Raw genomic sequence first — 25,733 nt, forward strand, 5'->3', positions numbered from 1 at the left:
AAAGCTAGGCCAGCAGACCTAGCTATTTTTAAACTTTTTGATTTTCAGTTCAAATTGAAACGAAGTTCAATTTGAAACCACCTGCTTCTTTCGCTGTGGTGAAAGTGATGGAACTGATTTATCAGTCCCATCACAGGGGATTTTTGAGACCTTAGGCTCAAAAATAAGCAATGAAACCATTGGTTTGCTTGCGTCCCTCACCATCTAAGAAAGGAGCAAAAATCTTATCTCTTGATTTCTTCCATGACATAAGCCTCAATCACATCATCAGTCTTGATATCATTGTAGCCGTCGATCATCAATCCACCTTCACGACCGTTTGTAACTTCTTTCACGTCGTCTTTGTAGTGTTTCAAGCTTGCGAGTTCACCGTCATAGATAACGACACCATCACGGATAACACGGACTTTAGAGTCACGAGTAACCTTACCGTTGATAACCATGAATCCACCGATGGTTCCCACTTTAGATACCTTGAAGGTTTCACGAATAACTGCTTCACCGATAACTTTTTCTTCGAATTCTGGATCAAGCATCCCTTTCATGGCTTCTTCCATCTCTTCGATAACCTTGTAGATAATGCTGTGGAGACGGATTTCCACATCGTCAGCTTCTGCTTGTTGACGAGCTTGTGGTGTAGGGCGTACGTTGAAACCAACGATAAAGGCATTTGAAGCTTCGGCAAGGGTCACGTCAGATTCATTGATAGCACCGACCGCTGAGTGGACGATGGTAACTTTAACACCTTCTACATCGATCTTTTGAAGTGAGGCAGAAAGAGCTTCAACAGAACCTTGTACATCGGCCTTGATAATAACGTTAACTGATTTGAGTTCACCAGCTTTAAGCGTATCAAAGAGGTTTTCAAGGCTGACACGTTGGGTAGCTTGACGTTGTTTCATAAGGGCTCGTTTGGCACGTTCTTCACCAGCCGCACGCGCAGATTTTTCATCCTCGTAAACGGCAAAGTGGTCACCCGCCATCGGTGCTTCATTCAAACCTGTGATTGAAACTGGTGTTGATGGGCCTGCAACCTTAACACGACGACCAAGATCATTGGTCATAGCACGAACACGACCGAAGGTATTTCCGACAACGATTGGGTCTTGAACATTCAAGGTACCTTGTTGAACAAGAAGGGTTGCGACCGCTCCTTTTCCTTTATCCAAGCGCGCTTCGATAACTGTACCGATAGCACGAACTGTTGGGTCTGCCTTGAGTTCTTGGATTTCAGCCACAAGAAGGACTGTTTCCAATAATTCTTCGATGTTTTGGTTAAATTTAGCCGAGATTTCAACAAATTCAGAATCTCCACCCCAAGCGGTTGACATAACTCCATGCTCTGCCAATTCACCGATAACACGTTCTGGGTTGGCACCTGGTTTATCAATCTTGTTAATAGCTACGATGATTGGAACGTTGGCCGCTTTTGAGTGGTTAATGGCTTCGATAGTCTGAGGCATAACCCCGTCATCTGCCGCTACGACCAAGATAGTAATATCGGTAACAGATGCACCACGCGCACGCATTGATGTAAAGGCCGCGTGTCCTGGTGTATCAAGGAAGGTAATCTTCTTACCATTTTCTACGATTTGGTAGGCACCAATATGCTGAGTGATACCACCTGCTTCACCTGTCGCAACACGAGAGTTACGAAGGGTATCTAGGAGTGTTGTTTTACCGTGGTCAACGTGTCCCATGATGGTTACAACTGGTGGACGCTCTACCAATTCATCTTCATTGAGATAATCATCTTCGACAAAGAAACGTTCGATGTCTGCATTATCCACTTCAACCTTTTGTTTGGCTTCGATACCGTAATCCACCATGAGGAGTTCAATTGTTTCCCCATCTAAGGATTGGTTTTGTGTGGCCATAACACCCATCATAAAGAGTTTCTTAACGATTTCAGCTGGTTCACGTTTGATACGTTTTGCGATTTCCGCAACGGTCATGCCATCTGTATATTCAAATTCTGTTGGCAATTCATGGAATTTACGTTCTGTAACAGGTTTTGGAGTCTGATTACGGTTGTTCTTGTTATTGCCTTTTTTGTTCTTCTTATTGTTATTCCAGTTACTATTTCTTTGATTTCTCACTTGATTTTGACTACTTCGATTCTTTTGTTGTTTTCTAGGACCATCTTCTTCGTGATCATAATCATCACGTTCTTTGTCTGGTCGGGCTTGCTTCTTACGACGTGTATCCACTGCAGCTTCTTTTTTCACAGGAGCTGGTTCAACCACTGCTTGAACTTGTTGCGCTTGTTCAGCTAACTTAGCAGCTTCTTCAAAGATTTCCTCTGGCTCCTTGCGTTTGTTTGCTTGGGCCAAGGCTTCTTTGGCAGCCTGAGTCTGCTTGAAACGTTCCTCACTTGAACGTGCGTACTCTGCATTTTGCTCTGCTTTTAGGGCTGCTGCACGAGCTTTAAAGTCAACACGTGGAGCCGCTTGATGTGGACGTTTATCCTCTTGTTGACGGCGCTCATTACCACGATTTTGCTGACCTTGCTGTTTCTTAGCTTGGTCATTAAAGCGACGATTGTCGCGGTTGCCTTGACCTTGTTTTCCACTATTGCGGCCGTCGTTTTTCTGACGGTTCCCGTTTTGTTGTTGGTCACGGTTATTGCCCTTATTTTGCTTGCGTCGTTCTGCCTGCTCTTTGGCACGGGCTTCACGCTCAGCCTTAAAATTACGGCTTTGTGGTTTAGCTGCCACTTTTTCTGTTTTAGGAGCAACTTGCTCTGGCGCTTTTGCCTCTTCCTTGGCTACAGCTGGTTTAGCTGGTTCAGATTTTTCGGCTTTCTTTTCTGCACTTGCTTTTGGTGCTACAGGTTTTGCTTCTGCTTTCGGAGCAGCAGGCTTAAAGCTGGCAGCGATTTTTGCAGCGACAGCTTCTTCCACACTTGATGAGTGGCTTTTCACATCCAAGCCCAACTCTTTTGCACGCGCTACAACTTCTTTACTTTCTTTTCCAAGTTCTTTTGCGATTTCGTACAATCTTTTCTTAGACAAATCATGTCCTCCTCTTCTATTCCATAAGAGACCTCATTTTCTTTGTAAATCCAGCATCTGTTACAGCCAAAACCTTTCTCGATTTTCCGACTGCTATGCTTAATTCCAGTGTTGAAAACACGGTTACAATTTCTACTTGATAATAATGACTTTTATCTTGAATCTTCTTGGTCAGATTGGGTCCAGCATCATGGGCTAGAAAGACCAACTTGGCCTTGCCGTCTTGAATGGCCTTGACCACCAATTCTTCACCCGATATGATGCGCCCTGCTCGCTGAGCAAGCCCCAAGAGATTACTTATCTTTTGCTTATTCAAGTCCTAACTCTCTTCTTTTCACTTTGTGATCCACATAAGCGATCAACTCGTCATAAAAGCTTTCTTCCACTTCCATGTCAAAGCTACGATTAAAGACCTTCTTCTTTTTAGCCTCTATGGCTTCTTTATTGTCTAGCTTGATATAAGCGCCACGGCCATTGGCCTTGCCTGTCGGATCGATAAAGACTTGTCCTTCCTTGTTTTTGACAATGCGGAGCAAATCACGCTTATCAATCACTTCGTTAGACACGACAGACTTGCGCAAAGGGATTTTTCTTGTTTTCATCTTTCCCTCCTCTAGCAACTTTTATTCTTCTACAGTATCGTTTTCTGCTTCCAAATCTACCGAACCAGCTTCTTCCATGGCTTCAAATTCGCTAGCAGACTTGATATCGATACGGTAACCAGTCAAGTGAGCCGCCAAGCGAACGTTTTGCCCACGACGACCGATAGCAAGAGAAAGTTTGTTATCAGGAACAACCACCAAGGCACGTTTGCTGTCGTTTTCGTCAAAGATAACTTGGTCAACCTCAGCAGGAGCGATGGCATTGTAGATAAATTCAGCTGGGTCTGCTACCCACTCGATAACATCGATATTTTCTTCGATTGGCACCATACGGTCGCTCTTAGCATCATAGCGAGCTGGGTGGAATTTGCTAGTGATTTTCTTGATGTTAGCTCCACCACGTCCAACGATTGTACCGATAGCGTCCACGTTTGGATTATGGCTACGAACTGCAACCTTAGTACGGTCACCAGCTTCACGAGCTACGCTCATGATTTCAACAGTTCCATCATAAACTTCTGGAATTTCTTGCTCCATCAAGCGTTTGATCATTTCTGGATGGCTACGGCTAACAAAGACATTGACACCACGAGGGTTGTCTTCAACCTTGTAGACATAAACTTCGATACGATCGTGGGAAGCAAAAACTTCTCCAGGGATTTGATCTTGTTTTGACAATTGGGCTTCGATACTACCTAGGTTGACATAGATAAAGCGGTTGTCAAAGCGTTCCACTGTACCAGACATGATTTCTTGCTCATGTTCTTTGTAAGTATTATAAGTGATAGCACGTGTTTGCTTGCGCATTTTTTCCATGATGGTTTGTTTGGCAGATTGGGCTGCTACACGACCAAACTCAGCAGGTGCTTCTTCAAACTTGATTTTATCACCAAGTTCATAGGCTGAATTAATGGCAAGAGCATCTTTCAAGCTGATTTCCAAACGGCTATCAAATACTTCATCAACCACTTCACGGACAGTATAAACTGTAAAGTCACCAGTCTTTTCATTGAAGTCGATAGCTACGCTGTCTGATTGACCATAGCGTCTGCGATAAGCGGAACGAAGCGACTCTACTACTGCGTCGATGATATCTTCTTTTTTGATTCCCTTGTCTTCTTCCAAAATGCGGAAGGCCTCTAGCATTTCTTTACTCATGTTTTCTTCACTTTTGAATCCTCAAAAGCTATCCTTTCTTTTTCTATAATTTAACTGCTAAACGTGCTTTTGATACTAAACTGTATGGAATTTGGACAGTTTTCTTACGCGTCTTGTCCATATATTCCATGGTCAACTCGTCCTCTTCGAAGTCCAACAGAGTTCCTTCAAAGACCTTTTGCTTATCGATGGCTTGGTAGAGCCCGACATGGATGTATTTCCCAACCGCTCCAACTACGGCATCCTTGGTTTTCAAAGGACGTTCCAAGCCTGGACTGGTGATTTCTAGGAAATATTGTTCTGGGAAGGGATCTGGCTTGATGGTGTCTAGGACAGGACTGATAATTTCTGTCAAGTCTGCCGTGTCGTTCAAGGTAATTCCTTCAGGTTTATCTACAAAAATACTGAGAATCATGTCACTGCCAATCTTTCCATACTCGATATCCACGAGTTCGAAAGGAGCTTCTATGACAGGTTCTACAACTTCTCTGACTAATTCTACGATTGTTGCGATTGCGTCCACCTCCTCATAAGCAAGAGGCGAAGATATTTCCCCGCCTCACTTTTCATATTCTTACTCTTAGTATAGCACGTTTGCCAACTTATGTAAAGCAAAAGCACTTATACAGCCTGATTTTAGGCTATTTCTTAAAATTCTGCCTCAACTCGGTAGATAACTTGCCCCTTGTTGGAGAATTTTTGCTCGTATTCTGTCATGACATTGCCTTCAAAATCACTGGCATGTAAGTCTAGCCAGACACCATTTAGTTTCATGCCATATTGAGAAAAACTTACTAGGCTGTACTCAAACAAGCCACGGTTATCCGTCTTGAAATGAATTTCTCCATTTTCAGGTAAGATACGCTTGAAGGTATCCAAGAAGGTCTTGTAGGTCAAACGACGCTTTTCATGGCGTTTTTTAGGCCATGGATCTGAAAAGTTCAGATACAAGCGATCAATTTCGCCATCTTCAAAGTAGTCAGTCAAGTCAGAACCATCTACCCACAAGAGCTTGATATTAGGCACTCCAACTTCAAGAACCTTGTCCAAAGCGTAGCTCAAAACAGACTTTTGAATATCAATCCCGATATAGTTGATGCCAGGGTTTTGCTTGGCCATACCTGAAACAAAGGCACCCTTTCCACTTCCAACTTCCACATGAATGGGATTGTCGTTACCAAACAAGTCCCGCCATTTCCCCTTGGCTTCCAAGGGATTGAGGACTACATACTGGGGATTTGCTTCTAGTAATTCTGTCGCCCCTTTACGATTTCTAACTCTCATCTTCTCTTTCCATACTTGTCTCGGAAGTGACGCAAGCCATGGATCTCCCGATTGACATTTTCTAAATCTTGGTTCATATAATACTTGGAAATCTGGCTCAAATAAGACAATTGACCGTACCAATACAATTTATTTAATACCGTTTGATTGTACTTGTAACCGTAGTAGGTCAACCATTCCTTCCACTGATGTTCTGGAATATAATGGCAGAGCATATGGGCCACATCAAACATGCGATCGGTCAAGCGAACCGAATCCCAATCTACCAAATAAATCAAGCCACTGTCTGTCTCAATCCAATTACTATGTCGTACATCTCCATGGACAATGGTCGCATGGTCCTCTCTAAATCCTGGAATAGTCTGACGTAAATCAGCCATCACTTCACTGATAAAATGATTTTTACGCAAAGCATCTGGAGCCGTTTCTTGCCAAGACTGTAGCAAATCTACAGGTGTTTCCATGGCATAGCCCAAACGACTCAACTGTGTCATCAACGGACGTGAGCGATGCAGGCGGGTTAAAATATTGACGATTTGCTTACGATTCATATCATAGGGGGTCAATATCTTGCCTGTCAACCATTCTTGAGCACACATATCACGCCCATCTGCCAAACGGCGACTCCATAATAATTGTGGAGCAATTTGTTCTCTAGCTAGACCAGGTAGGATTGGAGAGGTGTTCATTTTTACAAAGATACGCTTCCCATCAGGATAGCTACCCATATAAGCCTTGCCACTTTTCCCAGGTATGGGAGTCAGTGTTAGCTCATTATCACCCAAATCCATTTCTTTCCTCCGTATAAAGTTTCCTTACTATTCTACTAGTTTTTGGCCTATTCGTCAACCGCTCCACATCCGATTCTCAAAGAAAAGCCTCTGGATTGGCTTGGGTATCATTATAGAAAGAAAAAAGGCAAGCACCATCTCCTACTTACCTTTTCATAATTTTTATAAATAATATAAGAGTGGCCAAGCATTGTAAAACATGTGAACTAGAGTAGAAACCCATAGGTTTTGGCTCTTTTTATAAGCAAAGCCCAGTAACAAGCCCCCAAGTAGATAAAAAATAAACGAAGGGACATTAGAAGGTCCATGCATGAAAGAAAAGAGAGAGGAAGTTAGCACAAGCCCTAACCAAGAATTGTCAAAAACGGCACCTTGAAGAAGTCCTCTGAAAATGAGTTCCTCCTGGATGGGACCAAAAACTGAGGAAGTCAAAATCAAAGACAGAGAAATTCCTCTGCTGACTTCCGCCAAGTGTTGAACTCCTGCGCCAGAAGAAACAGCGAAGAAATGAATATAAACTAGCGTCTCAAGCAGACTTAGAAGAAAGATTTCAATGAAAAGCAAAATGTCTTTCTTCCTTAACATCCCAAAAGAAATCATTTCAAACTTTCTAGCATAAGTAACACTCAGCGAGGTTACAAGAAGACTTACAATAATCAATTCAGATTCATTTTGAAAAAAATCCCCATGGTTAATCGTATAAGGAACTGTAATGACGATTAGTAATACTAAAAATCCAAAACAAAAGGCATGAAATTTATCAAAAAACTCCATAAAACTAGCCTCCTCAACAAACAAACTTCCCTACAAGTCATCCTTTAGATCTAGCCTTTCCAAAACAAACCATTTTAGCAACCAAAATCCGACCACATAGCCAGCCCCTATGAATATAGCCATAAAAGCTAGCATGGGATTCAGAAAATAAAAAATCACAACAGATACAAAGGTTAGCACAAAAACATTAAAGGCAATGGTGTCAGAAGCCAAGACTAGAATATAGGGTGTCAACCAGTCTAAGGTTTTTGAATCTAGGAAAAATAAGTGTTTATACATGATGACCTCCTCTATGGCTGAAAAGCAAGTCTTTTGTTTTTTACCCCAAGACCCTATGTAGAAAAGTGAGCAAAAATGGTAAGTTTGCGATGATATTATTAACAATATGAATCGAATAAGAAGGATAGATACTCTTCGTATAACGTGTCAGCCAGGCATATAGACAACCCACTGCCGTATAGACAAAAATATCTGCGAAACTTGGCAAGCTAGAAAAGTGGGGCAAGGCAAATAAGAATGACGGAAAGAGAAGATCCAGCCTCCACCTCGAATTCTTAAAGAAGGCATGTTGAAGCAGTCCCCTACATACCAATTCTTCCATCAGAGGTCCTAGTACGATTAAGGTTAGGTAAACACCAAACTCCGCAAAATTTGTCTCGCTATAGGCAATAAACAAATTCCAACCTTCATTGGTCCCCTGAACGTGTTTAGCTGTCAGATAGTTAAAGCATATCAGCACGACAGCTGCTAACACCGTCAGAACCGAATAACTCAACCACTTTTTCCTAGGGATGCGAAAGAGATAAGCATGGCCCGACCTGACCAAAATCCAAACCATCAAGCTGATAAAGAGAAGGCTGATGATGTTTCGAATCCAGATAAGATTTCCTACCCAAGACGAGAACTCCCAATAATTGCTCCAAAATCGGGTTGTCCAAAACAGTCCGAAAAACAGAAACAAATAAGAAAGAATTGCACTCGCTTTGAAAAGAATAGGATGTTTTTTCATAGCTTTCTCCATTACAATTAAATGATATCTAATCATTTTCTAAAATTTGATAACTTTTGTGAAATGTTTTAGCAGAAACAACTCTATGATTGGTGATATCTATATAATCACCTGGATAACCAAGAACATACATCCCATAACCAGCAAATCCTCCTCCAACTGTTCCAACCAGACCAAACTTGATATTCGTTGCGAGAGAAGTGTTAAGACCTGCCATTAGAATGCGCACATGATTATCCAACCAAACCATATAATTTTTTTGAAAAGCTTCCTCTACCCAACTTGGTTTAGGAGTTGCTTGACCAATTTCCCAAACATCAACAATTTGATTCCCATATTTTGCCTTCATAGCTTCAATCCTTTTTAAATACCATTACATGAGTTGGGAGTTCCCCCTATACCATAAGGACCACATGGTTTTGAAAGATGTATAATAGGCCACTTACCATTTAATTGGTCCAAAGTTGGGTTGTCCAAAACAATCCAAAAAACAAAAATAAATAAGAAAGAATGGCACTCGTTTTGAAAAGAATAGGGTGTTTTTTCATATAACTCCTCCCTACTATGACCTACCCTTGCCAGGCTCTACTACTGCAAGATTAAGAAGACAGTTTGTTCTTTTTAAGACTAACCCGACTACTAGATAATAGATATACTAAAGCATTAAAGACAATGAAAATATGTCCATAGAATAAAATCAACCTCGCATCCAAACCAAGATAAAGTTTAATCATCACAAAGATAAGCAAAAGAATTTGAAACCATATCGTTTTCCTAAAAATAAATTTAAAACGGTTTTGAATGTCTGCCTCCTTGATTTGGACCGCAAACCCTTTATTGGTAAGAAGAAAAACTCCTGCTTCAAACAAGCCACTGTAAAGAACAAGCCACCCAATCGATTCATTAGAGATTTGTAAAAATGTCCCTAAAAGAATATTCAAAATACTACTCAAGAAAATAACAAGAAATAATCTATATTTCATTTTAAATACCTCCATTCACTTATTTCACTAACAATTTAATAGAGCCTGCTACTCAAATATCCAGTCAGAAAAGGATAGAAAGCTACTTTTTATAATACTTCAAGCCCCAAATGAGCAGAAGCATGATAAGCAAGCAGAGAATAGCGCCAATATAGGCAATTAATTGTTGATAGAATTCTCCTGCTGTGACACCTCTATACAAACAAATAATAGACATAAAACCTGTCAAGCCGATGAACATGAGTTGATTGGTTCTAGGACTAACCAAATCATCATCTTCAAACTTTCTTATCCTCATTTCTCTAGTGAGGTAAACAGTGACCAAAATAGAAGCCAAGTTAATAACCACTAAAAGAAATTGGAAAACCAAGGAAAAATTTAAAAACTGACGAGATAGAAATAGATAAGTAGAGACAAGCAAGGGCAACTGACCTAGGAACAATCTCGTAAGGAAGATGTTCCGTTTTTTAGCAAGAAAAGTTTTCATTTCTTTGCTCCTTTCTTTTTAGTTAAAGCAAGATAAATCATAACCGCAATCATATAGGCTATGGTATAAAATAGATGATACCAAATACTCTCCCTAAGCGGATAAAGAAGGATAGACATGATCAGATACAGAACGAAAATGATCAGTATTTTTTTCTTCATAAAATTTCCTCCTAAATGTTTGTTGAGCTAGAACCTTTACACTGCTAGTATAGCACTCATTTTGACCTTGGATCATCCAAATCATAAATGGTCATCAAAACATCTTGAATTGTAAAAAATTTAAAAAAGCAAGCATGAAAAACATACTTGCCCTTTACACCATATTGATACCAACTTAATTTGTAGATTTTTTATCCTGCTATCACATATCATTTTGACATGCTAAACAAAATTAAAGAAACTCCCCTGTAAATTAAGCTAGCAAATACAGGGGAGAAATTTATTTTTTAGGGGGTACTATCCGTATCCTTTTTGGGAGATTTTGAAAATATTTTTCTAATTAAATCATCCATATAAGGACCAAATATACCAACTACTAAACCAATAAGAAAACTTTTGAAATCCATAATTACCTCCAAGTACAGCTCCTCTACATACAAGCTCAAGCCTTTAAGCAACCATAATAGCCAATTGTAACATTGTTTTTGCATTCACGAGGAATTCCTCTTTTTACTTTCGTCCTATTGCAACTTTAATAAGGTTAGTATACTACTATTTTTTAAAATTTTCCATCCAAATCATAAATGGTCATCAAAACATCTTGAATTGTTAAAAATAAAAAAAGCAAGCATGAAAAACATACTTGCCCTAAGGGAATTTAACAACGTAAAGACCTAAAATCGAAAACGATTCACCCTCACTTCCGTCTGTTCTGATAGATTCTCATGATTGCAAACAGGATACAGGCTGTCCCACCTGCCAAAACCAGGAGGGTAATGATAATGTTGAGAATTTCAGGCGTCCTCTCTATTCTGTTTACAAGACGGACTAAAGACAATACTGTCAATAAGAGTAAAGCTACTGACTCTGTCCGAATTAAAGAAGCCATTCGGTTCTCAACCGCATATAAAAATGATGGTAACATAACACAGGCTATAGCAATCACAAACAGATTGCTCCCTGTTTCTTCTCCCTTGTTCACCACGGAAATCATGAGAAGATTCGATGCTATGATCAACGTAGAACAGATAATAAAAAAGGATTTCTTATTCATATAGGGTACCTCATATACTATGGCATTTTAATTGATGACTACAGCCAGTACTTCTTTCAACAAATCTTCTAATCATCAACTGACATCGAGTGAATCGTTAAAACCTGACGAAAGACTTGATTTTGACAAGTGGTATTTAGACTGGTATTGGGATGGCTTTCCACAATTTTCATGACGGTATAGAGACCAACTCCTCTCTCCTCCCCTTTAGAACTGGCTCCAAAGGAGAAGATTTCAGAAATATCGATCCCCTCTTCTTTGATGGAATTTTCAATGATAAAGGTCTCCTGTGCTCCATCTTTTAAAAAAGCAATTGAAACATGAGGTTGACTAGCCTCTGCACTAGCTTCAATAGCATTGTCACAAAGGATAGACACAATGGTTAGAAAATCAAGTAGACTCATCCCCTCGACCTGAATCTCCTCAGGAACTTCGACATTAAAGACAATCTTCTTATCTCTAGCTTTTAGAAATTTCCCTGCTAGAAGACTTTTGAGGGCTTTATCACGAATATTCACCAATCGTCCAAGGTCATATTTATTGTCCTGCAATTTTTCACTAGAATCCTTTAAGACGGAGTCGTAGACCTCTTTTATCTGCTCCATATCCTCCTCTTCAATACCCAGACGTAAGCTGGTCAAGAGGTTGGTGTAGTCATGGCGAAAGCTCCGTACCTCCTTGTAAAGTTCCTCTATATGCCGACTATAGCGTTCCATATCTCTGTAGCGCAAGGCCTGCTCTTGGTCCAATCTCTCATGAAGTTTGTCCTTCAAATAGGTATCCAGCTTCTTGATAACCCCCATAAAAAAGAGTAGGTAAAAGACTAGGATGAGATGGCGAACAGTCGTTGATTGAATACCTTGTTCATATTCAAAGAAAGACAGACTTTGCATGACTAGATAGTAAGCCCCCATTATCCAGTTAATCTTAGTCAGGGACTTTTGAAAACCTTTATCTAGAATCTCCTTTCTCAAGTTAGTGAAATCATAGTCCAACCATTTCAAAAAGACTAAAACTATGAAGCAAACGAATATCGTCATCAATAAAAAGATAGGATTGCTACCTTTATCTACAATTTCTTGTCCCAAAAATGGAAGCACAAAATAGGAAACCCCTCTATAAAAGATATTCACCAATATCATTGGAAAGAGACCATAAAAGAAAAGGAGTTTTTTAGGAAGTCCTCTTAACAATAAGAAAGACAAGCCTATGCCGTACAAGGGTTCCATAAAATAAGATAGATAATCATTTCCTACTATATAGCTAATCATTACAAAAACAACTGCCAAAAGTAGCTTAAAAAGAAAGGCCTTAAAAATTCTCTCAAAATTGAACCCAATTCCATCTACCTTAAAGAAAATAACAATTTTTAGCCCATTAGTAATGAGTGTGTGCAATAATATCCAAGCAATATTCATAAACTCTCCTAACTCAGTGTAAGTTATTGATAGTCTCAGACACTTCCCTGACCTTATAACGCGCGATTAGACAACTTCCCCCATTGGGAAAGAAAAGGAGTTTTTCTTTCTTATCCAAACGAACTACATTGGCAGGATTGATGAGAAAAGAGCGGTGGCACTGCAAGAGACGAGGCTCCTGATTGAAAACCTCCTCTAAACTCGCTGTAAATTCCAGCCTGTCCGTCTTGGTATAGAGAATAACACGATGGGCTCTGGGCGACGTTTCGAGATAGTAAACCTCTTTAAAAGGATACTGGAATTGGGCAAATTTTGATTTAAAGTAAAAGCAATCTTCCGCCAGACTCTTACTATCTTGACTATTGGCATAGAGGAGGGCTGTCTCGATCCGAGATTCAAACTCCTCTGCTGACAAAGCCTTATCAATATAGTCCAAAGCAGACACTTGGTAGCGAAAGGACAGGGGCATAAACTCCGAGTGAGTCGTCACAAAGACAATCAGGGCATAAGGATCCCGATCCCGAATCTTTCTAGCCACCTCTAGACCTTTCATCTCCTCATTTCGAATCTCAATATCCAAAAAGAATAGTTGATGCGCCCCCTTCTCATGCACCTCTGCCAGCAGTTGGTCTGGCTTGCCAAAGACCGCAAAAGAGCTGGGAGTGATATGATGTTCTTTCAAGAGTTTCTCAATCGTCGTTTCAATCCTAGTCTGTTGGGAAAAATCATCTTCTAAAACAAATATTCTCATCTTCTTACTCTCCTTGTTTCGATTTCTTCCTAAAAAGAGAATAGCAAAAATACTATGATACAAGCCCACCAAATCCTAAACAGGCCTTTAACGCTCCTGAAGGGTATCTTGTTCCTCAAATAAGCATGATAATCTTACCACTATTTTATCATAAAATTTTAACAGTACCATTCAGGAAATTTCAAGAACAATTAAAGATTTGTAGGCAAAAAAGGAGATAAAAGTGATAAACTGACAGTATCAACATACAATTGCTAGAATCAAGACTAGCAACCAGATTAAAGGAGGAATTTTCATGATAGATACAGACCCCATCAAAAGAGCTCAGACTTTGATTACTGACCTAAACAAAGCTTACCAAGTATGCAAACAGGCAACCGCTGACGACATCCGCTTTCAGGAGCAATTAAACTCTATTCTTGCCTTTCTAGCCAAGGCTGAGACAGTGGATAATCGAGTCTTGATTGAACTGGAAAAATTTTACCAGACTTCCAGTCTTCTCATGAGACTCAGCGCCCTCAATCCAGATGCTCCTACTCGCGCCGCTTGGCGGGCCTATGACCGCTTCCACTTTGACCAAGTCAAGACCAAGTTGAGTCTCTACGGACCAACCATTATCCTGTAGCAACTAAAAAGAAGCTGAGACAAACTGAACTCAACTTCTTTTTTAGTGTCATATAGGCAAGATTAATCCTGCATCTGACGTTTTACCTGATAAGGTAAGTACAAGACTAGTAAAACCAAACCTGCACCCAGCAAGGCTAGAAGGGCCAGTTTTTCCTGGAAGGTAATCAACCCGACGACTAATTCCACAAGTAAAACAAAACTGGTCAATCCTCGGACTACAGCCTGCAAGCCTTTTTCCTTTTGCCCCTTGTCCAGTGGAAAGAGTTGGGTTAAATACTGGTAGTCAAAGGCATGATAGAGGGCCAGTAACTGGAAGAGCAAGAGGTAATTAAACAATACCACCATTGCTGTCGCAATCCAAGCTTGCTCGATAAAGACCTGCGCCAGAACGGAAAGCAAGAGCAGACGGAGACTGAGGGCAAAGAGGTCTCCATTTCGCAGATAAGAACGCAGATAGAGATTTTGCCAAATCTTCCCAGGCACCTTCTGAACAGCCTTTAGGATAAAGTCCAGATAAGCACGACGCTTGACGCTGTTTGAAATCCCCTTGACCTGCGTAAAGAGGGCAAAGAAACGAAGCAAGACTTGCTTACGCTTGCTTTCTTGGGAAATAACATAGTCCCAGTCCAGTCCAGTTTCCGTAAAAAATTTGCTGGCCTTTTGACGAAAGAGGAAATATTTTCCTACTCCCAATAAAAACACATAGACCAGAAAAACAGGCAAGCCATAACCCATTGCTAAAAATAAAGGCGCAAATAACAGCAAGAAAAGGGTCTGGACAAAGAGCCAAAAGACTAGGGAAATGCCAGTTTGACGCTTGAGATGTAGCTTGATTTCCTCTTCTCCAACTAAGAGAAAGAGCTTGTCTGGAGCCTCCATATAGGTGGCAATTCCTCCCCAAAGCAAAAGTAAAACAGAGACAATACCTACAAACAAAAGGATAGGCCAATGATTTTCAGGAAAATCTTGCAAGAGTTGACTGTACTGGTAGGCTAGAAAGCCCAGCAAGACAAGCAGGAACAAGACAAAGTGGTCATTGAGAACATAGCGCAGATAACCGACACACTCCTTACGAAAAGCCTGCTTTCTCTTTAAAAACAAGTCTTTCATAGCTCCTCCTCTTTGGTCAGAGCCAAGTAAATATCATTCAAGCTAGCCTCAGGCATATCAAATGCTTCGCGCAGTTGCAGGAGATTCCCCTTAGCACGCACCTCTCCCTTGTGAAGAATGACAAAGGCATCACACATCTTCTCCGCCGAATCCAACACGTGTGTACTCATGAGAATAGACTTGCCTTTTTGCTTTTCCACTTCCAAAAGCTGAATCAAGTCTGCAATAGCCAACGGATCAAGACCAAGGAAAGGTTCATCCACAATAAAGAGACTTGGATCCACCACAAAAGCACAGATAATCATGACCTTTTGCTTCATCCCTTTTGAAAAATGAACAGGAAACCAGTCTAATTTCTGGTCCAGACGGAACATTTTTAGCAAAGGCTCCACTCTCTCAAAAGCTAATTTCTGCTCAATACCATAAGCCATGGCAACCGTTTCGATATGCTCTCTAAGGGTCAATTCCTCATACAGGCTAGGTGTCTCAGGAATGTAGCCAATCTGCTTGCGGTAGCTAGTCGCATCTTCTTGCAGGGTCAGTCCATTGATATTGATGGAGCCACTATAAGGTGTCAATAGACCGATAATTTCATTAATAGTCGTCGATTTCCCAGCACCATTGAGACCAATCAGACCGACCAGCTGCCCACTTTCAACAGTAAAGGACACATCTTTCAAGACAGGGACATGGACATAGCCACCTGTCAGGTTTTTTATTTCTAACATATTTTCTCCAAATCTGGTATAATGTAGCTATATTATATCAAAATTCAATACAGTAGAGGTAGATTTTATGTCAGATTGCATTTTTTGTAAAATCATCGCAGGGGAAATTCCTGCTTCAAAAGTATATGAAGATGAGCAGGTTCTTGCCTTTCTTGATATCTCTCAAGTGACACCAGGACATACCTTGGTCGTACCAAAAGAACACTATCGCAATCTTTTGGAAATGGACGCTACTAGCGCCAGCCAACTCTTTGCCCAAGTGCCAAAAGTGGCTCAAAAAGTCATGAAAGCTACCAAGGCTGCTGGTATGAATATCATTGCCAACTGTGAAGAAATCGCTGGTCAAACAGTCTTTCATACCCACGTTCACCTCGTGCCTCGCTACAGTGCGGACGATGACCTCAAGATTGATTTTATCGCCCACGAACCAGACTTTGACAAACTTGCTCAAGTCGCTGAAACCATCAAAAATGCCTAAGGAGTTGCCATGAAATTATCCAACCTACTGCTATTTGCAGGAGCTGCAGCCGGAAGTTATCTGGTCACAAAAAATCGCCAAACCATCACAGATGAAGTCTTGAATACCACTGACCGCGTTCAAGCTATCAAGGACGATGTAGATATTATCCAAAACAGCCTACAAATCATCGACCAGCAAAAAGAACTCATCAAGGAATATCAAGAAGACCTGACTTACAAGTTTAAGGTCTTGGAAAAAGATATCCAGACTAGACTAGCTGTGATAAAAGAAACACAGGAACTTGAAGATAAGTAAAAAGAGCCCGATGGCTCTTTTTACTTTATTCTCCTTCAAAGGCATCTTTAATATGGTCAAAGAAGCCCTTTTTCTTTGGATTGACTTTTAAATCACCAGCAGCTGCGAATTCTTTAAGCGCTGCTTTTTGGCGGTCGTTCAAGCCTGTCGGTGTTACGACATTGACAGTAACGTATTGGTCACCAACCGCACCGCCTCGAAGGCTCGGAGCTCCCTTGCCACGTAGACGGAATTTCTTACCAGTCTGAGTTCCCTCTGGGATAACCAATTCAACATCACCATGAACAGTTGGGATATCAACTGTATCACCAAGAGCTGCTTGGACAAAGTTGAGGTTGAGATTGTAGAAGATAGTGGTTCCTTCACGTTCAAACTTGTCGCTGGCTTCCACAGAAACCACTACATACAAGTCACCATAAGGTCCACCGTTAAATCCAGCTTCACCTTGACCAGCTAGGCGAATTTGTTGACCAGTTTCCACACCAGCAGGAATTTTGACATGTACGCTATGGGCTTGTTTTTCATGCCCTGTTCCGTGACATGTTGTACATGGATCTTTGATTTCTTTTCCACGACCGTGACAGACATCACAGGTTACTTGACGACGCATCATACCAAGCGGAGTCTGCGTATCGACGTTAATGACACCAGCACCATGACAGCGTCCACAAGTGACTGGACTTGTTCCTGGTTTAGCACCTGAGCCATTACATGTACTACAACTTGCTTCACGATTATACTTAACCTCTTTTTCAGCTCCAAAAATAGCCTCTTCAAAGGTCAAATTCACACGGTATTGGAGGTCATCCCCCTGACGAGGAGCATTTGGATTGCGTGAAGCACCGCCTCCGCCGAAGAAACTTGAGAAGATATCTTCAAAGCCACCGAAGCCTCCTGCCCCATCGAAACCGCCGAAACCACCAGCTCCACCAAAACCACCGTTGGCTCCAGCAGCACCGTATTGGTCATAGGCAGCACGTTTTTGGTCGTCACTCAAAGTCTCATAGGCTTCCTGAACTTCCTTGTACTTTTCCTCAGCACCAGGCTCCTTGTTGATATCTGGGTGATATTTTTTCGAAAGCTTACGATAAGCCTTTTTGATCTCGTCTGCCGAAGCGTTTTTTGACACCCCCAGACGATCATAAAATTCAGTATTGTTCATAATTCAAGATACAAAGGGCGTCAAACGGACACAGCCAAAATAGGAGTTTTGACGACGGACGCTTGCGTCCTAGAAAAAACTATCTTTTTGGCACAGTCCGTAGCCCGTGTTCAGTTACGAACACCCTTATTCCTTTCTATTGATGTTGTGAATCAAACCTCGATTTAGGTCGGGTTCAATTCCTTTCTATAATTTTCATGTAAATCTTTAGAGGCTGTTTTCTATACTCTGCTTCACTTGATTAAACTCTTCATCTGATAGAGTAAATATCAAATCCTCTTCAGCATACTCGTTCTGTTCTTTAAAATAGTTGTCCGTATTCTCTGCCAACCCTAAACCGAAAATCACTTTTCTTGCAAACTCTTGATGTGCAAAACCGATAGCCGTAATGATTTGTTTATCTTGGACAAGAACTTTCGGTTGGAAATTTTCACGTGGAAGAAATTCAAAATAGTCAAAGAAGTTTTGCCAAATTCCACCTGTAAATTTCGTGTCGTTCAACAAGCCTGCTTTCGCCAATAAAAGGGGCGCTGAAGAAATGGCTGCAATTAGGATATCTTGCTCATTAAGACTTCTCAAAAACGAGATCAATTTCTCATCTTGTAGAGTAGGACCTATATTTACCATTCCTGGCAAAATCACACAAGAATAATCTTCTATACGGATCTGATCCAATGTTTTCGTCGGTTGACAGGACAAACCATCCTCAGAGACCACCATCGAATTCTCAGAAGCTACATAATCAATCGTGATATAAAAAGACAGAGCTAAAGTACTTGTTAAAGTGGTTATCTCATAAAGAGAAAAATTAGGATAAATGACACAAAGTACTTTTTTCATACGCAACATCCTCTATTTTACCGAAAAACAGAGGCTGGGTTGCAACCTCTGGATTTCTTCCTATCATTACAACGTTCTAAAACAAAGTCGATTATACTTTGTTTTAGAACTAGTAAGGCGTTTAGGCAAGTCGCCATAGCGATTGCCGTAGAATGACAATCACTTTAGTGATTAGTCATTCTTACCTACCTCGCTCTCCTGATTTTCAAGCTCGGGATAAAATAGTCCACTGGACTATTTTATTTCTCAGTAAACTCTCCGTCTACGACGTCATCGCCTGCGTTTCCTGTTGCTTGTGCGCCTTCTGCTCCTGCTTGAGCTTGTTGCGCTGCTGCAGCTTGTTCGTAAAGTTTAACAGCAAGTCCTTGAGCTTTTTCGTTCAACGCTTCAAGTTTTGCTTTCATTTCGTCCAAGTTGTTATCTTCTTGAGCTTTCTTAAGGTCATCGAGAGCAGCTTGGGCAGCATCACGTTCTGCATCGAAGCCTTTGCCTTCAGTTTCCTTGATTGTCTTTTCAGTCGCAAAGATAGCTTGGTCTACTTCGTTACGAAGGTCAACTTCTTCTTTACGTTTCTTATCTGCTTCAGCGTTAGCTTCTGCATCTTTCATCATGCGGTCAATTTCTTCGTCAGTCAAACCTGAGTTAGATTGGATAACAATTGTTTGTTCTTTTTGAGTTCCAAGGTCTTTAGCTTTAACAGACACGATACCGTTCTTGTCAATGTCAAATGTTACTTCGATTTGAGGAATTCCACGAGGTGCAGCTGGGATATCTGTCAATTGGAAACGTCCAAGAGTCTTGTTATCTGCTGCCATTGGGCGTTCACCTTGAAGAACGTGGATATCAACGGCTGGTTGGTTGTCTGCTGCTGTTGAGAAGACTTGTGATTTAGATGTTGGAATAGTTGTGTTACGGTCGATGAGTTTTGTGAAGACACCACCCATTGTTTCGATACCAAGTGACAATGGTGTTACATCAAGAAGGACAACGTCTTTGACATCACCAGTAATCACACCACCTTGAATAGCAGCACCCATAGCAACTACTTCGTCAGGGTTTACTGATTTGTTTGGTTCTTTACCAGTTTCAGCCTTAACAGCTTCTACAACGGCTGGGATACGAGTTGAACCACCAACAAGGATAACTTCGTCAATTTCTGACAAGCTCAAACCTGCATCAGAAAGGGCTTGACGAACTGGAACTTTTGTACGTTCTACAAGGTCACGAGTTAAATCGTCAAATTTGGCACGAGTCAAAGTCATTTCCAAGTGAAGAGGTCCAGCTTCACCTGCAGTGATAAATGGCAAGCTGATTTGTGTTGAAGTTACACCAGAAAGGTCTTTCTTCGCTTTTTCAGCTGCATCTTTCAAACGTTGCATTGCCATCTTGTCAGTAGACAAGTCAATACCGTTTTCTTTCTTGAATTCTGCTACCAAGTGGTCGATAATTTTTTGGTCAAAGTCATCACCACCGAGTTTGTTGTCCCCTGCAGTTGACAATACGTCGAAGACACCGTCACCCAATTCAAGGATAGAGACGTCGAATGTACCACCACCAAGGTCAAATACCAAGATTTTTTCTTCTTTGTCAGTCTTGTCCAAACCATAAGCAAGAGCTGCTGCAGTTGGTTCGTTGACGATACGTTCTACTTCAAGACCAGCGATTTTACCAGCGTCTTTTGTGGCTTGACGTTGAGCGTCGTTGAAGTAAGCAGGAACTGTGATAACTGCTTTGGTTACTTTTTCACCAAGGTAGTCTTCAGCATAACCTTTCAAGTATTGAAGAATCATAGCTGAGATTTCTTGTGGAGTGTATTCTTTTCCGTTAGCAGAAACTTTTTCAGAAGTTCCCATTTTAGATTTGATAGAGATAACTGTATCTGGATTTGTAACTGCTTGACGTTTTGCAGCATCACCAACGATGATTTCACCGTTTTTGAATGAGACTACAGATGGAGTTGTACGGTTTCCTTCTGGGTTTGCGATGATTTTGCTTTCAGTTCCTTCAAGAACTGCAACTGCTGAGTTTGTTGTACCTAAGTCAATACCGATAATTTTAGACATGTGTTTTTCTCCTTAAATTTTATATTCTATTTTTCTTTTTGATACTCTTCTTAAGTGGCGGCGCCGTCAGAGCTTGACTTCGTCAATCTCTTTGACTAAACTTTGAGCCTAAGGTCTAAAAGTTTGCGCAAATAGCGCCACGGCGAAGAGTATCGTCTTTGGTTCGCTTCGCTCACTATTGCAAAGCCAAATATATTTTATCTTTCTTCATAGTTTATTGTCGTTTCGGACAAGTTTTTTAAGTTCTCTAGCCTAGTTGTACACCACTACCATAGCTGGGCGTAGGATGCGGTCATGGAGTTTGTAGCCTTTTTGGAAAACTTGAGCGATGGTATCTGCTGGGTGTTCATCGTCTGCTGGAAGAGTTTGGATGGCCATATGATAGTTATGGTCAAATTCACCGTCAGCTGCGATTCCTTCGATTCCTTCTTCTTTCAAAGCGTGAATCAAGCTTTCTTGCACCATTTCCAAGCCCTTCTTCACATCATCTGTCAAACCTTCAACTGCGAGTGCACGCTCAAGGTTGTCCAAAGAAGGGAGAATCGCTTTTGCCAAGTCCTGGCTACGATAACGTTGCAAATTTTGACGCTCTTCATTGGCACGGCGTTGGATATTTTGCATTTCTGCATGAGCGCGAAGATATTTATTTTCGAACTCATCTGCACGTTCATTTGCCAAGTCCAATTCAGACTTCTCAGGAGTTGTTTCTTCTACCGTTTCCACAACTTCCTCTTCTTGAACTTCTTCTACTTCTTCATTTTTTATATCTTGGGCCATTTTCGCCTCCTTTAATGATTTCAATCTTAATGTACTTCGTAATGATTACTGCTGAGGTAGCGGTAAAAATCTGTCAACTTCATGGTCAAAACACGATTGACTACATTGACTTGGTTGATTAATTGCTGATAATCCAGATTAACTGGACCGATAATGGCTAGAATTCCAACTCCCCGATAAGGAATGAGGAACTTGCTACTAATCACCGCTAGGTCGGCTAGACAGGACTCTTGACTGTCTGCAACACGAACGTTTTGCATCTGATCTTCACGCAGACCCTCACGAATCTCCAGAGCCACCTTTTGCGGTTGGTCAAAGAACTGATAGGCTGCTAGAGTAGCAAAATTCAAGAGATTGACTTTGCCCGCCACCACAATGTTTTCGTTGAACATTTCCTTAAAGATATGTTCAAAGAGATCGATAACATTGTCCGTTGTTGTAAAGTAACGCTGGATAATCTGCGGAATCTCCGTCCGAATCTTGTAGTGAATATCTAGAACGGTGTGGCCGAGGAAACGTTCCTGAATGATGCTCTTCAGCTTCAGCAAATCCTCCTGCAAGAAGTTCCTTGGAATCAGAAACTGACTAGTAACCGTTCGCGACTCGTCTAGGGTGAATACTGCCAAGGCTGTATGTTGCCCCAAAACAACGATATCAAAGGCTGTCAAACGTTGCCTGCTCGGCTCAACATCCAGTGCTACTACCGTACAGCCACTCAGGTCTGTTAGCAGATTAGCAGCCTCTTGCAGAATATCCTCCAATTTGAAGAATTCCTGATCAAAGGCTTTGACAATCTCATAAACCTCATTTTCAGCCAATCGGTCAAAATCCAGTGAGTGTTTCACATAGTACTGAAAACCAGCAACACTTGGCATCCGACCACTTGAAGTATGGGCCTTCTCAAGCAAACCTTGCTTTTCTAAAGCCGCCATATCATTACGAATGGTTGCACTGCTAGAGTTAATAGACTCTTGCAAGGCTTTGGATCCGACAGGTTCGTGCGTTTTGGTAAAGATGTCAATAATCAGATTCAGAATATCCTGCTGACGCTCTGTAACCATCTCATCACTCCTCTCTGTCTGATCAATTAGCACTCGATACACCCAAGTGCTAACTTATGATTCTATTATACACCCTTAAAAGAGAATGTCAAGACAAAAACTCAAAAAATTAGCACTCTTTTGCCAAGAGTGCTAAAAATCAGTCTAAAGACCTAGAAACTTTACTATCCACCTACTTGATATTTCCTTTTTAATCTGAAATAACCATAGATTAGATAAGAAATCAGTAAAGCATACAAAACAAAAATAATGAAGAAAGATATAGAAAGATCTTCTCTAAACAAACTCATGCAAACAACAAGACCACCTAAGAAAGTAGTTGCACATAAACGAAGTCTATATTGTATAACTGCCCATCTGAGCCCCTTACTCATATAGACTTGATCCTCTGGAAGTAAATCAGAAGACGATTTACGAAGAATTGAACAAAAAACTGTTTCTATCAATTCCCAACCTCTATCTCTAAAATCTTGCAGTTCATGCTTATACTTTTTAAGAAATCTAGAATCATAGATACGGTAGATGACATCTTCCGGTTGACATTGGTCAAAATAGAAAAAACCAAAACAATTCCTACCATATTTCCAACCTTTCAAATGCATCTCATGTAAATATTCTTCTTCCTTGTCCAAATTAAGAATAGTGAAAATTCGAAATTCTACTCTGCTAACCATTGTATTACCCCAAAATTAGAAAACATGCCTGATGTTATTTATTAGATAATTCTTTCCACTTTTGACTCAATCTCCACAAAACATAAGAAATCTGAATCGCATTAATTATCAATAAAACAAAATCTATTAAGACAATCAAAAACATGTCCCAACTGAAAGAACTATCTCCACTGACAAACTTTGAGAAAACCGGTAGTAGAGCCGAAAAGATAAGCAAAAAGATAAGCAAAATAGGAATCATCCGAATTATTAAAATCCGTTTAACCACAGCTAACTTCCCAGACGCATCATTATAAATTTCAAACTCGGCATCCGACTCAATTCCAGAATGAAGCTTTCTAAAGTAGGAAAAACCATTAAAGTCTGTAATATGCTCCCAGCCACAGTCTTTAAATAGTTGTAAATAGGAGGCTCTCTCTGATTTTTTCATGGGATAAAGGTCCAACTGATAAGACACTTGCTCCGGTTGGCACTTTTCAAAAGTATACTTAACCGCAACTACTAAGTTAGAGTAGCTTACTTCCTTAAGTTTCCAGCCCTCAGCATGCATTTTTCTAAGATATAAAGCTTCTCTATCATAATCCGCAATGGTAAAAATTCGATTAACAATTTTCTTTTCCATCATCCTTCCTCCAGACTATTTCTGTAGAGTCGTTCAATACGTTTCAATTCAATATCTAAGACTTTGCGTCCCAAGTCTGTAATCTGATAAATTTTCCGTTTTTCCTCTTCTCGGACAAAGGAAATCAAACCATCCTTTTCCATCTTTGACAAGGTTCCATACATAGTTCCAGGACTAATCGAAACTTGCGAATCTGTCATCTCCTTGACCTTTTGCGTAATACTATAACCATGACCTTCCTTTTGCAGACAGAACAAGATATAAAAACCCGTTTCCGTCATCGGAAGATAAACTCGACGAATCTTATCCGTTAATTCCATTTATAGCCACCTCCTATCCAGTTCGATATATCGCACCTCGTTATATAAAATATATCACATCTCGATATAAAACACAAGAAAAAAGACCACCCTCAGGCAATCTTTCTTCTATATTAGTAAAGATCTAAATAGTTATCAATTTCCCATTGTGAAACGAAGGTTGCATAACTTGCCCATTCGATTCGTTTGGCTTCAAGGAAACTAGTATAGATATGTTCTCCAAGAGCCGCTCTGACAACTTCATCTTCTGTCAAAGCTTTCAAAGCGTTGTGAAGGGTTGATGGAAGGTCTGTAATACCAGCTTCCTTGCGCTCTTCTGCTGTCATGATGTAGATATTTTCTTCGATAGGAGCTGGTGCTTCGATTTTATTTTCAATACCATGCAAACCAACTTCCAAAAGAACTGCCATAGCGATGTACGGATTAGCCATTGGATCCACTGAACGCAACTCAAGACGAGTTCCCATACCACGTGAAGCAGGCACGCGCACAAGTGGCGAACGGTTACGACCAGCCCAAGCAATGTAAACCGGCGCTTCATAACCTGGAACCAAACGTTTGTATGAGTTAACTGTTGGGTTCATAATGGCAGTATAGTTGTAGGCATGCTTAATCAAACCGCCAAGGAAATGGTAGGCAGTTTCTGACAACTGCATTCCTTTTGGATCATTTGGATCAAAGAAGGCATTGTTTCCTTCTGCATCAAACAAGGACATATTACAGTGCATACCTGATCCAGCAATACCAAATTTTGGTTTTGCCATAAAGGTTGCGTAAAGCCCATGTTTGCGAGCAATGGTTTTAACAACAAGTTTAAAGATTTGAATCTTATCACAAGCACGGAGAACTTCATCGTACTTGAAGTCAATCTCGTGTTGTCCAACCGCAACCTCGTGGTGACTCGCTTCTACTTCAAATCCCATTTTGGTCAAGACATTGACAATCTCACGACGTGTATTGTCCGCAAGGTCAGTAGGCGCCAAATCAAAGTAGCCACCCTTATCATTTACTTCAAGTGTTGGATCTCCATTTTCATCCAACTTAAATAGGAAGAATTCTGGCTCTGGTCCAAGGTTGAAGGATTTGAATCCCACTTCTTCCATGTGACGAAGAGCACGTTTCAAATTGCCACGAGGGTCTCCTGCAAATGGTTCACCTTCTGTTGTATAGACATCACAGATCAAACCTGCAACACTTCCATTTTCATCTCCCCAAGGGAAGACTGTCCATGTATCCAAGTCAGGGTACAAGTACATATCCGACTCATTGATACGTACAAAACCTTCGATAGAAGATCCATCAAACATAGCCTTATTTGACAAGACTTTATCTAACTGTTCATCTGTAGCAGGAATTTCGACGTTTTTCATGGTTCCTAAAATATCTGAGAACATGAGACGGATAAAGGTAACATTTTTTTCCTTGACTTCACGACGAATATCTGCAGCTGTGATTGGCATGAGTTTTCTCCTTAATGTATGACTACTT

32 protein-coding genes and 1 pseudogene are annotated in these 25,733 nt (G+C 40.7%); 3 read left to right on the forward strand and 30 right to left on the reverse strand.

Annotation, left to right across the window (positions count from 1 at the left end):
- Positions 1-224 precede the first annotated feature (224 nt).
- The 19 genes and pseudogenes from infB to ACERDH_RS07825 form a co-directional block, all read right to left on the reverse strand.
- The gene (gene infB, locus ACERDH_RS07735) at positions 225-3,014 is read right to left on the reverse strand and encodes a translation initiation factor IF-2 (protein WP_386685749.1); all 2,790 of its coding nucleotides are present in this window, start codon (positions 3,012-3,014) and stop codon (positions 225-227) included.
- 16 nt (positions 3,015-3,030) lie between these two features.
- Entirely contained in the window at positions 3,031-3,330 is a 300-nt protein-coding gene (locus ACERDH_RS07740; RefSeq protein WP_001041390.1) for a YlxQ-related RNA-binding protein, read from the reverse strand.
- Positions 3,323-3,616 carry an RNase P modulator RnpM gene (gene rnpM / locus ACERDH_RS07745; protein WP_023947158.1) on the reverse strand — a complete coding sequence of 98 codons (294 nt, stop codon included), beginning with the start codon at positions 3,614-3,616 and terminating at the stop codon, positions 3,323-3,325. Before rnpM ends, ACERDH_RS07740 begins: the two co-directional genes overlap by 8 nt.
- Positions 3,617-3,637: 21 nt before the next feature.
- Positions 3,638-4,774: a transcription termination factor NusA gene (gene nusA, locus ACERDH_RS07750; RefSeq protein ID WP_000032285.1), complete on the reverse strand. Its 1,137-nt coding sequence runs from the start codon at positions 4,772-4,774 to the stop codon at positions 3,638-3,640.
- A 43-nt stretch (positions 4,775-4,817) separates the two neighbouring features.
- A complete protein-coding gene (rimP, locus tag ACERDH_RS07755; protein WP_386685770.1) occupies positions 4,818-5,297 on the reverse strand; it encodes a ribosome maturation factor RimP in 480 nt (159 codons plus the stop codon).
- A gap of 125 nt (positions 5,298-5,422) precedes the next feature.
- On the reverse strand, positions 5,423-6,058 hold the full coding sequence (gene trmB / locus ACERDH_RS07760) for a tRNA (guanosine(46)-N7)-methyltransferase TrmB (RefSeq protein ID WP_120719181.1): 636 nt from the start codon (positions 6,056-6,058) through the stop codon (positions 5,423-5,425).
- Positions 6,055-6,849, reverse strand: coding sequence for a cell cycle regulator CcrZ (ccrZ, locus tag ACERDH_RS07765; RefSeq protein WP_000362999.1), 795 nt, complete (start codon positions 6,847-6,849; stop codon positions 6,055-6,057). Before ccrZ ends, trmB begins: the two co-directional genes overlap by 4 nt.
- Before the next feature lie 162 nt (positions 6,850-7,011).
- On the reverse strand, positions 7,012-7,623 hold the full coding sequence (locus ACERDH_RS07770) for a CPBP family intramembrane glutamic endopeptidase (protein WP_386685775.1): 612 nt from the start codon (positions 7,621-7,623) through the stop codon (positions 7,012-7,014).
- 30 nt (positions 7,624-7,653) lie between these two features.
- On the reverse strand, positions 7,654-7,902 hold the full coding sequence (gene blpZ / locus ACERDH_RS07775; RefSeq protein ID WP_386685778.1) for an immunity protein BlpZ: 249 nt from the start codon (positions 7,900-7,902) through the stop codon (positions 7,654-7,656).
- Between the two features lie 40 nt (positions 7,903-7,942).
- Complete coding sequence (locus ACERDH_RS07780; protein ID WP_386685781.1) at positions 7,943-8,632, reverse strand: CPBP family intramembrane glutamic endopeptidase; 690 nt, start codon at positions 8,630-8,632, stop codon at positions 7,943-7,945.
- Positions 8,633-8,660: 28 nt separating this feature from the next.
- Entirely contained in the window at positions 8,661-8,981 is a 321-nt protein-coding gene (locus ACERDH_RS07785) for a hypothetical protein (RefSeq protein ID WP_000645118.1), read from the reverse strand.
- A gap of 14 nt (positions 8,982-8,995) precedes the next feature.
- Positions 8,996-9,103: pseudogene (locus ACERDH_RS07790) on the reverse strand (ComC/BlpC family peptide pheromone/bacteriocin); the annotation flags it as partial.
- A gap of 128 nt (positions 9,104-9,231) precedes the next feature.
- Complete coding sequence (locus tag ACERDH_RS07795) at positions 9,232-9,615, reverse strand: immunity protein (protein ID WP_386685785.1); 384 nt, start codon at positions 9,613-9,615, stop codon at positions 9,232-9,234.
- 82 nt (positions 9,616-9,697) lie between these two features.
- Positions 9,698-10,102, reverse strand: coding sequence for an immunity protein (locus ACERDH_RS07800; RefSeq protein WP_386685788.1), 405 nt, complete (start codon positions 10,100-10,102; stop codon positions 9,698-9,700).
- A complete protein-coding gene (locus ACERDH_RS07805) occupies positions 10,099-10,263 on the reverse strand; it encodes a hypothetical protein (protein WP_386685791.1) in 165 nt (54 codons plus the stop codon). The genes ACERDH_RS07800 and ACERDH_RS07805 overlap by 4 nt, the downstream gene beginning before the upstream one ends.
- A gap of 287 nt (positions 10,264-10,550) precedes the next feature.
- The gene (locus ACERDH_RS07810; RefSeq protein WP_261121228.1) at positions 10,551-10,670 is read right to left on the reverse strand and encodes a PncF family bacteriocin immunity protein; all 120 of its coding nucleotides are present in this window, start codon (positions 10,668-10,670) and stop codon (positions 10,551-10,553) included.
- 290 nt (positions 10,671-10,960) lie between these two features.
- On the reverse strand, positions 10,961-11,188 hold the full coding sequence (locus ACERDH_RS07815) for a hypothetical protein (RefSeq protein ID WP_415741917.1): 228 nt from the start codon (positions 11,186-11,188) through the stop codon (positions 10,961-10,963).
- 197 nt (positions 11,189-11,385) lie between these two features.
- Positions 11,386-12,735 carry a sensor histidine kinase gene (locus ACERDH_RS07820; protein WP_386685795.1) on the reverse strand — a complete coding sequence of 450 codons (1,350 nt, stop codon included), beginning with the start codon at positions 12,733-12,735 and terminating at the stop codon, positions 11,386-11,388.
- Positions 12,736-12,748: 13 nt separating this feature from the next.
- Positions 12,749-13,486 (reverse strand): response regulator transcription factor, encoded by a 738-nt coding sequence (locus ACERDH_RS07825; RefSeq protein WP_386685798.1) that lies wholly within the window; start codon positions 13,484-13,486, stop codon positions 12,749-12,751.
- Positions 13,487-13,781: 295 nt separating this feature from the next.
- Here ACERDH_RS07825 and ACERDH_RS07830 point away from each other — a divergent pair, with 295 nt between their 5' ends.
- Entirely contained in the window at positions 13,782-14,111 is a 330-nt protein-coding gene (locus tag ACERDH_RS07830) for a helicase BlpT (RefSeq protein WP_386685801.1), read from the forward strand.
- Positions 14,112-14,173: 62 nt separating this feature from the next.
- Here the strand turns inward: ACERDH_RS07830 and ACERDH_RS07835 are convergent, their stop codons facing one another.
- Both ACERDH_RS07835 and ACERDH_RS07840 read right to left on the reverse strand, forming a co-directional pair.
- Positions 14,174-15,223: an ABC transporter permease gene (locus ACERDH_RS07835; protein WP_386685804.1), complete on the reverse strand. Its 1,050-nt coding sequence runs from the start codon at positions 15,221-15,223 to the stop codon at positions 14,174-14,176.
- The gene (locus ACERDH_RS07840) at positions 15,220-15,951 is read right to left on the reverse strand and encodes an ABC transporter ATP-binding protein (protein WP_386685807.1); all 732 of its coding nucleotides are present in this window, start codon (positions 15,949-15,951) and stop codon (positions 15,220-15,222) included. The genes ACERDH_RS07835 and ACERDH_RS07840 overlap by 4 nt, the downstream gene beginning before the upstream one ends.
- Positions 15,952-16,018: 67 nt before the next feature.
- Between ACERDH_RS07840 and ACERDH_RS07845 the strand changes: the two genes are divergently transcribed.
- Complete coding sequence (locus ACERDH_RS07845; protein ID WP_001278317.1) at positions 16,019-16,429, forward strand: HIT family protein; 411 nt, start codon at positions 16,019-16,021, stop codon at positions 16,427-16,429.
- 9 nt (positions 16,430-16,438) lie between these two features.
- Positions 16,439-16,726, forward strand: a complete 288-nt coding sequence (locus tag ACERDH_RS07850; protein WP_000777755.1) for a hypothetical protein — start codon at positions 16,439-16,441, stop codon at positions 16,724-16,726.
- Between the two features lie 25 nt (positions 16,727-16,751).
- Here the strand turns inward: ACERDH_RS07850 and dnaJ are convergent, their stop codons facing one another.
- The 9 genes from dnaJ to glnA form a co-directional block, all read right to left on the reverse strand.
- Positions 16,752-17,888: a molecular chaperone DnaJ gene (gene dnaJ, locus ACERDH_RS07855; protein ID WP_001066308.1), complete on the reverse strand. Its 1,137-nt coding sequence runs from the start codon at positions 17,886-17,888 to the stop codon at positions 16,752-16,754.
- A 207-nt stretch (positions 17,889-18,095) separates the two neighbouring features.
- Entirely contained in the window at positions 18,096-18,728 is a 633-nt protein-coding gene (locus tag ACERDH_RS07860; protein ID WP_261077223.1) for a DJ-1/PfpI family protein, read from the reverse strand.
- Between the two features lie 239 nt (positions 18,729-18,967).
- Positions 18,968-20,791: a molecular chaperone DnaK gene (gene dnaK / locus ACERDH_RS07865; RefSeq protein ID WP_000034667.1), complete on the reverse strand. Its 1,824-nt coding sequence runs from the start codon at positions 20,789-20,791 to the stop codon at positions 18,968-18,970.
- A 252-nt stretch (positions 20,792-21,043) separates the two neighbouring features.
- A complete protein-coding gene (gene grpE / locus ACERDH_RS07870; RefSeq protein WP_386685813.1) occupies positions 21,044-21,568 on the reverse strand; it encodes a nucleotide exchange factor GrpE in 525 nt (174 codons plus the stop codon).
- 26 nt (positions 21,569-21,594) lie between these two features.
- Positions 21,595-22,629 carry a heat-inducible transcriptional repressor HrcA gene (gene hrcA / locus ACERDH_RS07875; protein ID WP_386685816.1) on the reverse strand — a complete coding sequence of 345 codons (1,035 nt, stop codon included), beginning with the start codon at positions 22,627-22,629 and terminating at the stop codon, positions 21,595-21,597.
- A 164-nt stretch (positions 22,630-22,793) separates the two neighbouring features.
- On the reverse strand, positions 22,794-23,303 hold the full coding sequence (locus ACERDH_RS07880; RefSeq protein WP_386685819.1) for a DUF2812 domain-containing protein: 510 nt from the start codon (positions 23,301-23,303) through the stop codon (positions 22,794-22,796).
- Between the two features lie 34 nt (positions 23,304-23,337).
- Complete coding sequence (locus ACERDH_RS07885) at positions 23,338-23,925, reverse strand: DUF2812 domain-containing protein (RefSeq protein ID WP_237447225.1); 588 nt, start codon at positions 23,923-23,925, stop codon at positions 23,338-23,340.
- Complete coding sequence (locus ACERDH_RS07890; RefSeq protein WP_386685822.1) at positions 23,925-24,245, reverse strand: PadR family transcriptional regulator; 321 nt, start codon at positions 24,243-24,245, stop codon at positions 23,925-23,927. Before ACERDH_RS07890 ends, ACERDH_RS07885 begins: the two co-directional genes overlap by 1 nt.
- A 113-nt stretch (positions 24,246-24,358) precedes the next feature.
- Positions 24,359-25,705 (reverse strand): type I glutamate--ammonia ligase, encoded by a 1,347-nt coding sequence (glnA, locus tag ACERDH_RS07895; RefSeq protein ID WP_001122886.1) that lies wholly within the window; start codon positions 25,703-25,705, stop codon positions 24,359-24,361.
- Positions 25,706-25,733: the final 28 nt, after the last annotated feature.

The sequence above is a fragment of the Streptococcus bovismuti genome (genome assembly GCF_042436615.2).
Classification (GTDB): domain Bacteria; phylum Bacillota; class Bacilli; order Lactobacillales; family Streptococcaceae; genus Streptococcus.